Here is a 13,989-nt window from a genome sequence, read left to right as displayed (position 1 = left end):
TCTCGTCGAGCGGCCCGTAGCGCGCACCGGTCGTACCGGCCCGGCAGGCGTGTTCCCACTCGGCCTCGGTCGGCAGCCGGTAGCCGTCGGCGGCCGTGTCCCAGGCGGCACCCTCGCCGCCCTCGGCGCCTTCGGCCCCGAGCCGGTAGGCGGGCGAAAGGCCCTCCCGCAGGGACAGGGCGTTGCAGAACCGGACCGCGTCCAGCCAGGAGACGCCCTCCACGGGCAGCCGCTCGCCGGTCGCGCTGCTCGGCCGCTCGCCCGTGACCCGCGTGTACTGCTCCTGCGTCACGGGGAAGGGCGCCAGCTCGTGGGCCGCGACGTCGACCGTCCAGCTGTGCTGCGTACGCCGGTCCGTCAGCGTCACCTTCCCCGCCGGGACGCCGATCATCTCGTGCTCCGTACTCAGCTCGTGCTCCGTACTCAGGTGGACAGCAGGCGGGCCGCACGCATCTGCAGGTAACGCGTCTCGGGGATGCTCAGCGTACGCTTGGCCGCCAACTGGTACGCGGTGCGGGCCGCTTCGGTGTCGCCCGCCCGCTCCAGGAGATGGGCGCGCACCGCGTCGAGCCGGTGATGGCCCGCCAACCGGTCCTCCAGTGCCGCGACTTCGGTGAGTCCGGCGCGCGGCCCGTGCACCATGGCGAAGGCCACGGCCCGGCTCAGCTCGGCCATGGGCTCGGGAGTGCGGCGCACAAGGATGTCGTAGAGGGCGAGGATCTGCGGCCAGTCGGTGTCCTCGGCGCGCGGTGCCTCGTCGTGCAGCGCGGCGATCGCGGCCTGCAACTGGTAGGCGCCCGCGGGACCTTGGGACAGGGCCTCCTCGACCAGGGCGGAGCCCTCCTCGATCGCGCTCCGGTCCCACCGCGAGCGGTCCTGCTCGTCCAGCGGGATCAGCTCCCCGTGCGGGCCGGTACGGGCGGCGCTGCGGGCCTCGGTGAGCAGCATCAGGGCGAGCAGCCCGGTCACCGTGCCGTCCCCGGGCAGCAGCCTGCGCACGGACCGGGTGAGGCGGATCGCCTCGCGCGCCAGATCCGCGCGGTGCAGGGCGTCGCCCGAGGTCGCCGTATAGCCCTCGTTGAAGATGAGGTAGAGCACCTGGAGCACCACCGCGAGCCGCTGATCACGGTCCTTGCGGTGCGGCTGCTCGAAGGGCACTCCCTTGACCTTCGCCTTCGCCCGGCTGATCCGCTGTGCCATCGTCGCCTCGGGCACGAGGTGGGCGCGGGCGATCTCGGCCGTGGTCAGGCCGCCGACCGCGCGCAACGTCAGCGCGACCTGCGCGGCCGGGCTCAGTACGGGATGGGAGCACAGGAAGAGCAGGGTCAGGGTGTCGTCCTCGGAGGGCGCACGGCTCTCGCCCGGCGGCGGCGCGGTGAAGGCGTCCCGCGGCGACAGCTGCGCGGCCTCTTCCTCGCGCCTGCGCCGGGCCTCGTCGCTGCGCAGCTGATCCATGAGCCGCCGCGAGGCCACCCTGATCAGCCAGCCCCGCGGATTGTCGGGCACGCCCTGCCCGGGCCACTGCCGGGCGGCGGCGAGCAGCGCTTCCTGTACGGCGTCCTCGGCCTCGCCGAAGTGTCCGTACCGGCGCACGAGCGCGCCGAGGACCTGCGGCGCGTGCAGGCGCAGCAGGTCCTCGGTCGCGGATGTGCCGTTCAGGACGCGGCTTCGGGGCCGCCCATGATGGGGCGGATCACCACGGGGTAGAGGGGCGCACCCTCGGGGCACGGGCACTGCTGGATGCGGTTGGCGATCTCGGTGACACGGTCCAGGCTCTCGCATTCGAGGACCCAGTAACCGGCGAGTACTTCCTTCGTCTCGCCGTAGGGACCGTCCGTGATGACCGGGCGGCCTTCCTTGTCGACGTCGACCAGGCGGGTCTGCGCGGGCTCGGACAGGCCCTGTCCGTCGACCAGTTCCCCGGACTCGGCCAGGTCGTTGTTGAGCGCACCCATGAACTCGAACATCGCCTGCAGGTCCTTCTCGCCCCACGCCGGACCGTGCGCGTTGGCCTTGCCGCTCTGCGCCTCGTAGTCCGCCTGCGTGCCCTGGACCATCACCAGGTACTTCATGACGTTTCTCCTCGACTTGTGCGGTGGTCGCCCCTTGTGGGCAACTCTCACAGGGGACGTCGGGGCCGGCCACCTGTTCTCGACATTGCGCCGGAAGATTTTTCCGGCGAATTTCGGCAGGGTCTGTGCGGGCCGCCGCGCACCCCTCCCAGCAGGACGTTTCGGTCGTCGCCGAATCGACGCGGGGCTACGGTCCGGGCATGACCCACACAGATCGAGCCGACCGGTTCCGCGCCCTGCACCGCACCGGCGAACCCCTCCTGCTGCCCAACGCCTGGGACCACGCGTCCGCCGCCGCGCTCGCCGGTGCGGGCTTCCCGGCGATCGGCACCACCAGCCTCGGTGTGGCGGCGGCCGCGGGGAAGGCGGACGCCACGGGCGCCGCGCGGGAGGAGACCCTGCATCTGGCCCGCGGCCTGGCCCGGCTGCCCGCGCTGATCACCGTGGACATCGAGGGCGGCTTCGGCGGGCGGCCCGACGAGGTCGCGGAGCTCGCGGCGGAGCTGGCCGGCGCGGGCGTCGTGGGCGTGAACATCGAGGACGGGCGCCCGGACGGGACGCTGGCCGGCACGGCGTCGCAGTGCGAGCTGATCGCGGCCGTCAAGGAGCGTGCCCCCGACCTGTTCGTCAACGCCCGCACGGACACGTACTGGCTGCGCGCCGGGGGCGCGAAGGAGACCGAGCACCGAGCCGCCGCCTACCAAGAGGCGGGCGCCGACGGCCTGTTCGTGCCCGCTCTCCAGGACGAGAAGGCCATCGCGGCCCTCGTCGACGGGGTGCTCGACGTCCCGCTGAACATCCTCTTCGCACCCGGCGCCCTGACCTACCGGCGCCTCGCGGAGCTCGGAGTGCGCCGGGTGAGCAGCGGCTCGCTGCTTTTCCGCGCCGCGCTGCACGCCGCCGTCGGAACGGCACGCTCGATCGGCCGGGACGGCGCCGTGCCGGACGACCTGCCGTCGTACGCGGAAGCCGGGGCGCTCTCCGCGGTGTACGAAGAGGCGTAGGTACCGGGCGCTAATCACGCGTGCTGCCCGCACCCGCCCCGGCACCCGCGTCCGGACCCGCGCCCGGCCGTTCGCCGCCGTGCCGCTTCTGGTCCCCGTGGCCCGGCCACCACGCCGCGTGCCCGATGAGGGCCGTCAGGGCGGGCGTGAAGATCATCGCCATGACGAAGGCGGCGATGAGGATGCCGAAGGAGAGGGAGAAGCCCATCTGGGAGAGCGTCGAGTTGCCCGCGAGCATGAGGGTGGCGAAGGTGCCCGCGAGGATCACGCCCGCCGAGCCGATCGTCGGGCCCGAGTGGCGCACCGCCGTGCCCGCGGCGTCGTGCGGGGTGCGGCCCTCGCGGGCCTCCTCGCGCAGGCGCGACACCATCAGGATGTTGTAGTCCGTGCCCAGGGCGACGACGAACAGATACATGATCACGGGCAGCATGAACATCAGGCCGGGCTGGCTGCCGATCTGCTGGAAGAGCAGCGAGGTCGCGCCCAAGGTCGCGCCGAAGCCGAGGGCGACGGACAGCATCAGGTACCAGGGAGCCACGAAGCTGCGCAGCAACAGGCCGAGGATGACCATGATGGCGAGCGCGGCGACCGGGAAGACCACCGAGTAGTCGCGGTCCACGGCCTTGTTGATGTCGACGTACACCGCCGTCGTGCCGCCGACCAGAGCCTCGGTGCCGGGCGGCGCGTCCTGGTGCGCGGTCGGGCGCAGCCGGTCCTTGACGGTCTCCAGGGCCCGGTCGGAGGCCGGCGGGTCCGCGAGGATCACGGAGAACGCCGCCGTCGTACGGTCCTTGCCCGGCTGGGCGGCGGAGACCTTGCCCACGCCCTTGACGTCGGCGAGCTGTGCCCGGAAGACGGCCGTGCGCGCTTCGGGCAGCGGGTTGTCGTCCTTCGAGGTGAGGTAGACGGAGGTCGGGTCGGTGGAGCCCGCGGGGAAGCCCTTCTGGAGGTTGTCCAGGGCGACCATCGACTCCTTGTCCTTGGGCAGCGAGGAGCCCGCCAGGTCGAAGTTGGCCCGGTAGCCAAGGGCGCCGAGGGCGAGCGCGCCCATGAAAAGGGCCGACACCAGGGCCCAGACGGCGGGCTTGCGGGCGATGGAGGTGCCGAGCCGTGCGAAGCCGGTGCCCTGCGGCTCCTTCTGCCACGACTTCGAGGGCCAGAACACCTTCGTGCCGAGCAGCGAGACGACGGCGGGGACCAGCGTGAGCCCGGCGAGCAGCGTCACGAAGACGGCGATGGCCAGGGCGGGGCCCATGGAGCGCAGCATGCCGAGCGAGGAGAGCGTCAGGGCGGCGAAGGCGACGATGACGGCGCCGGCCGCCGAGGTGATCGCCTCGCCGACCCGCTCGACGGCGTGCACCATGCCGCCCTTGGGGTCCTCGCCCGCCCGCAGGGCCTCCCGGTAGCGGAAGAGCAAGAAGAGGATGTAGTCCGTGCCGACGCCGAACAGGACGACGGTGAGCAGCTCCTGGATGGAGGAGTCGGCCTTCATGTCGAAGGCCTTGTTCGCGGAGGCGATCAGGCCGGTCGCCATCGGCGAGATGAGGCCGATCAGGACCACGGGAAGCAGCGCGATGATCGGGCTCCGGAAGATCACCAGGAGCAGCACGATGATGATCACGATCGTGCCGACCCCGACGAGCAGTCCGGCGCGCTCCGAGGCGTCGCTCTCGTCGAGCGCCTGGGCGGCGGAGCCGGTGATCCCGGCGGACAGGTCCGTGTTCTTCAGCTCGGGCCCCAGATCGGACCGCAGGTCCTTGACCGCGTCCTGCTGTGCGGTGTCCTCGGGGTCGGTGATCTTCGGCATCGCGACGACGGATGTCTGCACGAGCTTGTTGGGCGAGACCGCGCCCGGTACGACGGCCTGTACCTGGGGGATCTTCTTGGCTTGGAGGTCCTTGGAGATGCGGGCGACGTCCGCGGAGTCGGCCGCCGTCAGCGTTCCGCCGTCGGAGCGCTGGAAGACGATGATCGCGCCGACGTTCTGCTGTTTGGGGAACTCCGTTTCCTGCACGTCCGCCGCGCGGATGGACTCGTAGTGGTCCGGCAGGAAGCTCGCCTCGTCGCTGCTGGAGGTGAGTTTCGGCGCCAGGGAGATCACGGCGCCGGCCGCCACGATCCACGCCAGGATGATCCACCACGGGCGACGGACCACGAATCGACCCAGGCCAGAGAACATCGGCTGCTGCCTCCCTCGCCCCCGAGGCGTTACGGCGCGTTCTGACCAAGGATCTTCCGGACGGGGCGGCCCCGCCACTTGAGCCGTTCGGCGCAAGGGGCGGGGCGCATCCGGGAGGGCTGCGGGTGCCCGGCTGCCGTCAGAAGTTGATCATGTGCCCGGCCAGGCCGTGCACCGCTTCCTTGACCGCCTCGCCGAGCGTCGGGTGCGCGTGGACGTTGCGCGCGACCTCGTGCACGGTCAGGTCCCACTGCTGGGCCAGGGTCAGCTCGGGAAGCAGCTCGGTGACGTCCGGGCCGATCAGATGGGCGCCGATGATCTCGCCGTACCGCGCATCGCTGATGATTTTCACGAAGCCGGTGGTGTCGCCGAGGCCGTGCGCCTTGCCGTTCGCCATGAACGGGAACTTGGCGACCTTGACGTCGAAGCCCTTCTCCTTGGCCTGCGCCTCGGTCCAACCGAAGCTGGCGATCTGCGGCTGGGAGTAGGTGGCGCGCGGGATCATCGGGTAGTCGAGTTCCATCGTCTCGGCGCCGGAGATCGTCTCGGCGGCCACGACACCCATGGACTCGGCGGTGTGCGCGAGCATCAGCTTCGCGGTGACGTCGCCGATGGCGTAGATGTGCGGGACGTTCGTGCGCCCGCGCCCGTCGATGTCGATGGCGCCGCGCTCGGTCAGCGCCACGCCCGTCGCCTCCAGGCCGAAGCCGGTGACGTTCGGGGCGAAGCCGATGGCCTGGAGGACCTTGTCCGCCTCCAGGACCTCCTGCTTGCCGTCCTTGCCGGTCACCGTGACCTTGACCTGCGGGCCCGACTCGTCGATGGACTCGACGCGGGTGGAGGTCTTCACGTCGATGCCGAGCTTGCGGTACTGCTTGGCCAGCTCCGTCGAGACGTCCGCGTCCTCCAGGGGCGCGATGCGGTCCAGGAACTCGACGATCGTGACCTTCACGCCGTAGTTGTGCAGGACGTAGGCGAACTCGATGCCGATGGCGCCCGCGCCCGCGATCACGATGGATTGCGGCACGCTGTCGGCGAGGATCTGCTCCACGTAGGTGACGACGCGCTCGGAGCGCTTCGTGCCGGGCAGCAGCTTCGGCGTGGCGCCCGTGGCGATGATGCAGTTGTCGAACGTGATCGTGTCCGTGCTGCCGTCCGACTTGGCGACCTGGAGGGTGTTCGCGTCGAGGAACGTGCCCCGGCCGTCGAACTCCGTGATCTTGTTCTTCTTCATCAGGAAGTGGACGCCCTTGACGCGGCCGTCCGCGACCGTGCGGCTGCGGTTGAACGCCTCGCCGTAGTCGAAGGACACGTTCCCGTCGACCTTGATGCCGTACGTCTTCTGCTCGTGCGTGAACAGATGGGCCAGCTCGGCGTTGCGCAGCAGCGCCTTGGTCGGGATACAGCCGACGTTGAGGCAGACACCTCCCCAGTACTTCTCCTCGACGACCGCTACCCGCTTGCCCAGCTGGGCGGCACGGATGGCGGCCACATAGCCGCCGGGTCCTGCTCCGAGCACGACGACGTCGAAGCGGTCTTCCATGGGGAGGTCCTCTCTGGTGGTACGTATCGGGTGGAACGTGACTCGCGCACGTCCGATCATGCGCCATCCGGACGCCTCGCGGGCGGGTGGGTGTCCGATGTCATGCCGCCCGTTCCCGGCCGTTTTCCCAACCGCCGCTGTGTGCACGCCTGTTGGTGATCGATGCCGGGTTCACCCCTACGGCTGGATGCTCGGTGGCAAGGGCGACGACGCGGTCGACCGCGGGTTCCTTCGGGTACGGGGGTTTGCTCCGCAAGGCATGGCCATACACAATGGCGTGCATGATCCAGCACCTGACCGCAGCCGTGAGGACCTTCATGGTCCCGTGGCGCCGCGGGTGCGAGCGATCGGGTCGCTAGCTGCCCGGGAATCCGGCTCAAGACGTCCGGAGTTCCCACTCCGTGACGCCACCCGTTCACTCACGACCGAAGGATCACCATGGCTGTGATTACCCCTGCCGTCTCTCCCGCGTCCGCCGCCGCTCCCGCGCTCCGTGAGGCGCGCGTCCCCGCCGACGGGATGTACGAAGGCCGCCGCACCCTGCGCCGCGTCCCCGAGGGCTGGGAAGAGCGCCCCTACGAACTGATCGACGTCGTCCCGCAGGGGCGCATCATCGGCGCCGAGATACGCGGCGTCGACCTCGCGCAGCCGCTCACACCGGCGCTGCGCGAGGAGCTCAACCGCGCCCTCCTGGAATGGAAGGTGCTCTTCTTCCGCGGCGCCGGCATCACCTCCGAGCAGCAGCGCGCGTTCGCCCTCAACTGGGGCGAGCTGGAGACCAATCCGCTGCTCGCGCGCGGCTCGGCCGACGACGTCGTCCGGTTCGACAAGGGCGGCAGCGCCACTCCCACGTACGAGAACGTCTGGCACGCCGACGTCACCTTCCGCGAGAAGCCCGCGCTCGGCGCCGTCCTGCAACTGCGTGAGGTGCCGCCGGTGGGAGGCGACACCATGTGGGCGGACATGGCCGCCGCGTACGACAACCTCTCCGACGAGGTCAAGGCGCGCATCGAGGGGGCGCAGGCCGTACATGACTTCATCCCCGGTTTCGTCCGCTTCTACGGCCCCGAGAAGCTGATCCCGCTCCAGGAGCAGTTCCCGCCGGTCACCCACCCCGTCGTGCGCAGGCACCCGGAGACCGGGCGCAAGATGCTCTTCGTCAACACCTCCTTCACCACCCATATCGTGGGCATGGAGCGCGCCGAGAGCGACCGGCTGCTGAGCTACCTGGTGCGCCAGGCACAGGTCCCCGAGTACCAGGTGCGGTTCCACTGGCAGGCGGGTGACATCGCCTTCTGGGACAACCGCGCCACCCAGCACTACGCCGTCGACGACTACGCCCCGCACCGGCGCGTGGCCGAACGGGTCGCGATCACCGGAGACCGCCCGTACTGACCCTTCCGACGAAGCGGTCACCGCGGTCGCCGCTGGGGCGCTGCACTCAACGCGCCAGCGTCCGCTGCCACTTGACCTCGCCGTCCTGTCGTTCGTCGGTGGGGGCGAGTCCCGCGGCGGCGGCGACGGCCGCCGAGGCGTGGTGGTCCGGGTGGACGTGCGCGATGACCTCGCGCACGTCCGGCTGCTCCGCCAGCCACCCGACGAGGCCGCGGGCCGCCTCCACCGCAATGCCCCGCCCCTGCCAGGGAGTTCCCACCACCCAGGCGATCTCGGCGACCAGCGCGCCGTCGTCGCCCGCGGGCCCGACCGTGGCCTGCACCGTCCCGGCCAGGCAGCCCTCGTCGCGCAGTCGCAGCACCCAGTTGCACCAGGAGACGGCCGGGTCGGGCGCCCCGCCGGTCATCCGCCGGTAACGCGCGCGCAGGGCCTGCGCGTCGTCCGGAGACCCGCCGATGAAGGAATGCAGGGCGGGATCGGAGAGCACTTCGGCCATCTCGTCGGCGTGCTCGACCCGGAGAGGTACGAGGACGAGGCGGGCGGTGCTGATGTCCCGGGCGTGGATCATGGTCATGCGTCAGGGTAGCCGGGCGCGCGACGGGCAGCGCCCCGGACGCCGCTCGGGGCGGCGTCCGGGGCGCACGGCGGGCAGGATCAGAACGTGAGGGTCGCGCCGCCCGTCAGGCTCGCCTGCATCTCGCAGTTGTTGCCGAAGGTAGCCGACCACGCGACTCGTCTGCCCTGCCACACGCCGTCCACGGAGACCACGACGGGCTTCCACTCCTTCGTGCAGGCCATGCCGGGGGTCTTGCCGACCAGCCGGGCGAACTCGCCGTTGGCCGCCCGGAGTTCGGCGCAGGCAGCGGACGCCGCGGGGTGGCTGCCCGAGGCCGCCTTGGGCGTACAGGTCAGGGTCACGGCGCGCTGCATGGTCGCGGTGTCCGCCTCTTCGCCCTGGCCGACGGCGAGGACCAGCGACGAGGGCGCGTAGAGGCCGGCGGGGGCGGCCTTCGGCTGGGCCTGTGCCGTGCCGGCCGTTCCGGACATCACGCAGGCGGCCACGACAGCGGTGGCGCCCACCGTCTTGAGGAAGAAACGCACGTCAACTCTCCTTTGATGCGGGGGTGTTCCTGGTTGCGTACGGGAGTCTTGCCGGTGCGGAGAGTGAGCACCAAATGTGTGGTCGATTTCCGGATACGTGTGTCCGCTGAGCGGTCACTCCGTGTCTGTTCGGGCAGCTCAGGGCGGGTGAAGGTGAGGCGGGGGAGCCCGCTGGGGATGTCCAGCATATGGACCGGAAGTGATGGTGCAAGCCCGAACAACCGTCTGACCTGCGGCGATAGTTGTTTTGGTTTTCTACCGGAATCCAGGGTCGACCGGAAAGCATCGGTGCTAAGGGGTGGGTGGGTCGTCGCAGCCCCGTCCGGTATCCGTACGGCCCCCTCCGCGCCGCCCGCGCGTCAGCCCAGCTTCACGCTGATCCGCTGACTGGCGCCCCTCGTGCCGCTCAGGTTCCCGAAGGTCAGCTTCAGGGAGGCGCCCGTGACCGCCGACGTGACCGTGGCGGGCTTGGCCGTCACCGCGGAGACGGCGCGCTGCCAGGTGAGGGTCAGCGAGGTCTGCGCGCGCATCGGATCGCTGACGCAGATGACCGCGGTGCCGTCGCTCTTCTCGCTGATCTGCACCGAGCAGGGCGCGCTCGCGGTGAGCTTGCCCACCGTGCCGCCGAACCAGAAGTTGACCCCGGTGAAGCCGAGCGAGGGCACGGAAACCCCCTGCTGGTTGTCGGAGTTGGCCAGGATCTGGAGCCATCCGGTGTCCGCCGAGCGCGCCGCCGTCTGCGCCGCGCTCGCGCCCGGCAGCAGGGCATAGGCGTACGTCCCGTTCGTCGGGGCGGTGCCGTGGTCGACGTACATCGTGAGGTACTTGCGGGCGATCGCGGTCGTGGCGCCGCCCTTGTTGATGTCGCTCCATTTGCCGGTGCGCTCCTCACGCAGCGCCCTGACCGTCGCGCCGCCGGGGAAGACGTAGCCGCCGTGGCCCCCGATATGCGCCCACCTGGCGCCGGTGAGGGTCGCCGACCAGGGGGCGGTGGTCGGCTTGGCGGCGCCGTCCACCTGGAAGGGCGTGGTGCCCGTCGGGCCGAGGTTGCGGTTCTCGGCGGTCGTCTCGACCGCCGCGCCGTCCGTGCAGACGATGCCCGCGCCCAGGCACACGATCGTGTCGTCCAGGCAGAACCACGACTTCTTCGCGCGCAGGGTGCTCTGGAGACCCTTCAAGTACTGCCCGATGGAAGCGCGTTGACCGTCGGTCGCGCCGCCCACCCACTTCACGTCCGGCATCGACGCGCCCCAGTCGCCGCCCGCCGCGTCCGCGAGCACCTTGCGCGAGGCCGTGGTGCCGGGCAGCCGGCAGGGATCGACGGTGGGCCAGAAGGCGTCGCTGTACTGGCCGTTGGCGTAGGTGTCGCCCCACCAGTAGAGCATTCCGGAGCCGGTGTGCCAGCCGCGCAGATTCTCGCCGTTGCCCGTCTCGTAGTACGTGATGCGGGGATCGGCCATGCTGATCGAAGCCGCCCAGCCGGGGCGCCGGTGCGTGGCGCGGGCCATGTCGGGGAAGAGGCGGTGGCCGGTGGGCTCGGCGATCGCGGTCACCGAAGTGTCGTCCTCGACGTCCTGAAGCCGGGCCAGGCCCGTCAGGCCGAGCGAGGAGTCGCTCAGCGGCGGGCTGTAGTAGTCGCGCCGCATCCAGCCCTTGACCAGGCCGCGCCAGCGCGCGTTCTCGGCCGCGCTCGCGCCCTGGCCGAGCAGCACCACTGCGGACATGATCGGGTGGCCGCGCCGGTGGTCGTCGGCCTGGGTCCCGGTGGCGTCGGATGCGGACAGGCCGCGGCTGATGGCCCGGCCCGCCACCCCGTCCATGACGAGGCCGTTGTAGAGGAACGGGGCCCACGCCTTCTCCACGGCGTCGAAGACGATCTGCTTCTTGGCGTCCGTGACCTCCCAACTGGAGCCGCGCAGCAAGGAGAAGAGCATGCCGAGCCCGCCGAGCATCACCGATCCGTACGACCCCGTGTAGGGCACGGTGGTGTGCTGGATGAACGAGCCGTCGGTGTAGAGGCCGTCGCCGGTCGTCACGTACGGGAAGACGGGGGAGAGGGCGTCCCTGGCGAGGGCGATCTTCGCCGGGGAGCCGCCGACGACCCCGCGCAGCGCGAGCACCCGGCACAGGTCGACACGGTTCGCGCCGGTGCTCGTACCGGTGTAGCTGCCCACCGCCGAGTCGGGCACGAAGTGGTCGACGGCCCTGCAGTAGTCGGCCACCTGCGTCGCCGAAAGATGGTCGTACATCAGCACGCAGACGTCGAGGAGGTTCTGCGGGGCGCCTATCTGCCAGCTGTACCAGTTGCCGAACCGCGCCTGGTTCTCGTTGTAGACCTGCGTGCGGAGATGGTCGAGGCCGGTGAGGATGTCGGCCTTGAGGCCCGCGTCGCCGGTCAGGCCCGTGCCCTCCTGGCGGTAGGCCTGGGCCATGGTGTTCAGCCTGCTGTACCCGGTCACCATGTTCGCCGAGTAGCCGTAGGACTCCTGGTCGGTGTCCGGATCGGGGTCGGCGTACGAGGCGTCGGGCCACAGGGAGCCCGTGGCGGGGGCCATGGTGTCGCGCAACTCCCGTGCGGTGGCGCCCAGTGCGGCGAGCCGGCTCTTGAAGGGCTCGGCGGTGGGGGAGAAACCCTCGCCGAGTATCAGGGTGCGCCACTTGGTGCGCAGCGCCGCGTACTCGTCGGCGCCCTCCGCCGCTGCCGCCTCGTCGGAGGGCAGCAGCCCCGGGGCCGTCAGGGCGAGCGCGGAGCCGCCGGTGGAGAGCAGGAAGGCACGGCGGGACCAAGGAGAGTGCATGGGTTCTCCGGTGGTGGAGGGACGGGAGAGAGGAGAGTGAGGAGTGAGAGGGGAGTGAGCGGCGGAGGCGCGTGGGGACGGCGAGGAGAGCAAGCGCTTTCTAGCATGGGTCCAGGCCACTGCTCAATGGTTCGGGCGACGCGCTGTAGCGTCGGGGGCATGAGCGATCACGCAGTGGTGGATGTGGGCGACGTACGCCTGGCCTATCGGACCTGGGGCGACTCGTACGGAGCGCCCGTCGTGCTGCTGCACGGGCTCGGCGGTTCCTCCGGGACCTGGGAGCAGGTCGGGCAGATGCTCGGCCAGGAGTGGCGGGTGTACGCCCTGGACCTGCGCGGGCACGGGGAGAGCGACTGGCCCGACGAGTACTCGGTCGAGCTGATGCGGGACGACGTGCTCGGCTTCCTCGACGAGCTCGGCCTCGACCGGGTCGGCGTCGTCGGCCACTCCATGGGCGGGGTCGTGGCGTACCTGCTCGCCGAGGAGCACCCCGACCGCGTCGAGCGCCTCGTCCTGGAGGAGACGCCGCCGCCCTATCCGCGCGACTGGGTCGAGGCCCCGCGCCCCGATGAGGCCATCGACTTCGACTGGCCCGTCTCCCCGGCGGTCCGCGCCCAGATCTTCGACCCCGACCCGGAGTGGGCCGAGCGGCTCGGCGAGATCGTCGCGCCGACCCTGATCGTGGCCGGCGGCCCGGACAGCACCATGCCGCAGGAGCGCATCCCGGACATGGCCGCCGCGATCCCCGACTGCCGGGTGATCGCGATTCCGGTCGGGCACTTGGTGCACGAGGGGAGCCCGCGGAAGTTCGCGGCGCAGGTCAGCGAGTTCTTCACGAGCTGAGCGGCTGTACGGAGCGGCTGTACGGAGCGTTGTACGACGCGGCGGGCTGCGCGGCTGGGCCGAGCGCCGGCGCCGTGGTGCGGGGGCGTGGTTTCGACCACGCCCCCGCACCCGCGTCCGCCGGAGCTATGCGGGCCGGGGCCGTGACTGGTGCAGACGGGTGTAGTAGCGCCCTTCGGCCTCAAGACCGGCGGGGTCGTCGCCCGCCTTGAGTACCTGCTCCACGGCGCCGGCCTGCTCGGCGGGATCGCTGAACAGCCGCTGCGGATAGGTCCGTTCGGGGTCGGTGTCGGTGGCGAGGCCGTGGGCGTCCAGGACGGCGAGGATCTCCTGGAAGGGCACCGTGCGCAGGACGAACGCGCTCACCCACACCGGGAGGCGCGTCGCGTCGAGGAGCGCGTCGAAGGTGTGGTGGGTGATGTAGCCGATGCCTCCGGTGACCGTGATCAGGCCGACGCGTCCCACGGCGCGGCGCAGTTCGTCGCTGGGCGGGTGGCGCTCGAGGTTCTCGGCATAGGCCTCGTCGAGCAACCCCACCTCCAGGGCGTAGCGGGTGGCGTTGGCCGCCGTGTCGAGACCGATGACCGGGACCGCGTCGCTCCGCCGCCGGGCGGCGTAGAACTTCTTGTCGGCATCGATGAGTTCACCGCGGGTGAGGGCGGCCGTCTCGGCGCTGGTGTAGTGCGCGTACAGGTCGGCGAGCGTGAGGTCGTGGTTGAGCAGCGCCGCGTTGATCCCGTAGGAGCAGCAGAGGTCGAGGACCGTGACGGGGAGGCGGGTGCCGGGCACCGCGGACCGCTGGGCGAGCGTGCGCCGGAAGACGTCGCGGGCCTGCTGCGGTATCTCGTACTGCAAGGGGGCCAGCGTGCGGAAGTACGTGCGGGGGTCGGGCTTGTCGTAGATGTCGTCGAACCGGGTCTTGCCTGCCGCGGTGGTGGTCCGGGCACCGGTCATGAGCATGCCTCCTCGTGCTGAGTGGCGGGGTCTACGGCCGCGATACGTCTATCCGACCCCTGGCTCAACCCGGTAGACCTCCTGGCGGTAACCGGCCACC

Annotated in this window: 12 protein-coding genes; 3 read left to right on the top strand and 9 right to left on the bottom strand. The window is 70.9% G+C overall.

What is annotated here, in order from left to right; translation table 11 throughout:
• The 3 genes from ACQKIP_RS12960 to ACQKIP_RS12950 all read right to left on the bottom strand — a co-directional run.
• Positions 1–391 (bottom strand): formylglycine-generating enzyme family protein (locus ACQKIP_RS12960; protein WP_427742998.1); only part of this gene is annotated, 391 nt, incomplete at its 3' end.
• Between the two features lie 32 nt (positions 392–423).
• On the bottom strand, positions 424–1,659 hold the full coding sequence (locus tag ACQKIP_RS12955; RefSeq protein ID WP_365861198.1) for an RNA polymerase sigma factor: 1,236 nt from the start codon (positions 1,657–1,659) through the stop codon (positions 424–426).
• On the bottom strand, positions 1,656–2,072 hold the full coding sequence (locus tag ACQKIP_RS12950; protein WP_427742996.1) for a YciI family protein: 417 nt from the start codon (positions 2,070–2,072) through the stop codon (positions 1,656–1,658). The genes ACQKIP_RS12955 and ACQKIP_RS12950 overlap by 4 nt, the downstream gene beginning before the upstream one ends.
• A 200-nt stretch (positions 2,073–2,272) precedes the next feature.
• Between ACQKIP_RS12950 and ACQKIP_RS12945 the strand changes: the two genes are divergently transcribed.
• Complete coding sequence (locus ACQKIP_RS12945; RefSeq protein ID WP_365861041.1) at positions 2,273–3,076, top strand: isocitrate lyase/PEP mutase family protein; 804 nt, start codon at positions 2,273–2,275, stop codon at positions 3,074–3,076.
• A gap of 10 nt (positions 3,077–3,086) precedes the next feature.
• Here ACQKIP_RS12945 and ACQKIP_RS12940 read toward each other — a convergent pair whose 3' ends face one another.
• Positions 3,087–5,255 (bottom strand): MMPL family transporter, encoded by a 2,169-nt coding sequence (locus ACQKIP_RS12940; RefSeq protein WP_365861043.1) that lies wholly within the window; start codon positions 5,253–5,255, stop codon positions 3,087–3,089.
• A 139-nt stretch (positions 5,256–5,394) separates the two neighbouring features.
• Positions 5,395–6,798, bottom strand: a complete 1,404-nt coding sequence (gene lpdA, locus ACQKIP_RS12935; RefSeq protein ID WP_365861045.1) for a dihydrolipoyl dehydrogenase — start codon at positions 6,796–6,798, stop codon at positions 5,395–5,397.
• Between the two features lie 519 nt (positions 6,799–7,317).
• On the opposite strand from lpdA, the gene ACQKIP_RS12930 reads away from it, so the two are divergent.
• Positions 7,318–8,193, top strand: coding sequence for a TauD/TfdA dioxygenase family protein (locus ACQKIP_RS12930; protein ID WP_427743000.1), 876 nt, complete (start codon positions 7,318–7,320; stop codon positions 8,191–8,193).
• 46 nt (positions 8,194–8,239) lie between these two features.
• On the opposite strand, the gene ACQKIP_RS12925 is transcribed toward ACQKIP_RS12930, so the two are convergent.
• The 3 genes from ACQKIP_RS12925 to ACQKIP_RS12915 form a co-directional block, all read right to left on the bottom strand.
• Complete coding sequence (locus tag ACQKIP_RS12925; RefSeq protein WP_365861048.1) at positions 8,240–8,767, bottom strand: GNAT family N-acetyltransferase; 528 nt, start codon at positions 8,765–8,767, stop codon at positions 8,240–8,242.
• 80 nt (positions 8,768–8,847) lie between these two features.
• Complete coding sequence (locus ACQKIP_RS12920) at positions 8,848–9,294, bottom strand: subtilase-type protease inhibitor (protein WP_427742993.1); 447 nt, start codon at positions 9,292–9,294, stop codon at positions 8,848–8,850.
• A 359-nt stretch (positions 9,295–9,653) separates the two neighbouring features.
• Complete coding sequence (locus tag ACQKIP_RS12915) at positions 9,654–12,092, bottom strand: polysaccharide lyase 8 family protein (protein ID WP_365861050.1); 2,439 nt, start codon at positions 12,090–12,092, stop codon at positions 9,654–9,656.
• Between the two features lie 159 nt (positions 12,093–12,251).
• Here ACQKIP_RS12915 and ACQKIP_RS12910 point away from each other — a divergent pair, with 159 nt between their 5' ends.
• Entirely contained in the window at positions 12,252–12,935 is a 684-nt protein-coding gene (locus tag ACQKIP_RS12910) for an alpha/beta fold hydrolase (RefSeq protein ID WP_365861052.1), read from the top strand.
• A gap of 126 nt (positions 12,936–13,061) precedes the next feature.
• Here the strand turns inward: ACQKIP_RS12910 and ACQKIP_RS12905 are convergent, their stop codons facing one another.
• On the bottom strand, positions 13,062–13,889 hold the full coding sequence (locus tag ACQKIP_RS12905; RefSeq protein ID WP_365861054.1) for a hypothetical protein: 828 nt from the start codon (positions 13,887–13,889) through the stop codon (positions 13,062–13,064).
• Between the last annotated feature and the right edge of the window lie 100 nt (positions 13,890–13,989).

It is taken from the genome of Streptomyces sp. NPDC059900 (assembly GCF_050270335.1).
Taxonomy (GTDB): Bacteria; Actinomycetota; Actinomycetes; order Streptomycetales; family Streptomycetaceae; genus Streptomyces.
The sequence above is the reverse complement of the archived record's forward strand: the minus strand, read 5'-3'. Positions and strand labels throughout refer to the sequence as shown.

Excerpts from the sequence above, each read along its gene's own strand:
- ACQKIP_RS12950 (WP_427742996.1), bottom strand. The coding sequence starts at position 2,072 with ATGAAGTACCTGGTGATGGTCCAGGGCACGCAGGCGGACTACGAGGCG.
- ACQKIP_RS12945 (WP_365861041.1), top strand. The coding sequence starts at position 2,273 with ATGACCCACACAGATCGAGCCGACCGGTTCCGCGCCCTGCACCGCACC.
- ACQKIP_RS12940 (WP_365861043.1), bottom strand. The coding sequence starts at position 5,255 with ATGTTCTCTGGCCTGGGTCGATTCGTGGTCCGTCGCCCGTGGTGGATC.
- lpdA (WP_365861045.1), bottom strand. The coding sequence starts at position 6,798 with ATGGAAGACCGCTTCGACGTCGTCGTGCTCGGAGCAGGACCCGGCGGC.
- ACQKIP_RS12930 (WP_427743000.1), top strand. The coding sequence starts at position 7,318 with ATGTACGAAGGCCGCCGCACCCTGCGCCGCGTCCCCGAGGGCTGGGAA.
- ACQKIP_RS12925 (WP_365861048.1), bottom strand. The coding sequence starts at position 8,767 with ATGACCATGATCCACGCCCGGGACATCAGCACCGCCCGCCTCGTCCTC.
- ACQKIP_RS12915 (WP_365861050.1), bottom strand. The coding sequence starts at position 12,092 with ATGCACTCTCCTTGGTCCCGCCGTGCCTTCCTGCTCTCCACCGGCGGC.
- ACQKIP_RS12910 (WP_365861052.1), top strand. The coding sequence starts at position 12,252 with ATGAGCGATCACGCAGTGGTGGATGTGGGCGACGTACGCCTGGCCTAT.
- ACQKIP_RS12905 (WP_365861054.1), bottom strand. The coding sequence starts at position 13,889 with ATGACCGGTGCCCGGACCACCACCGCGGCAGGCAAGACCCGGTTCGAC.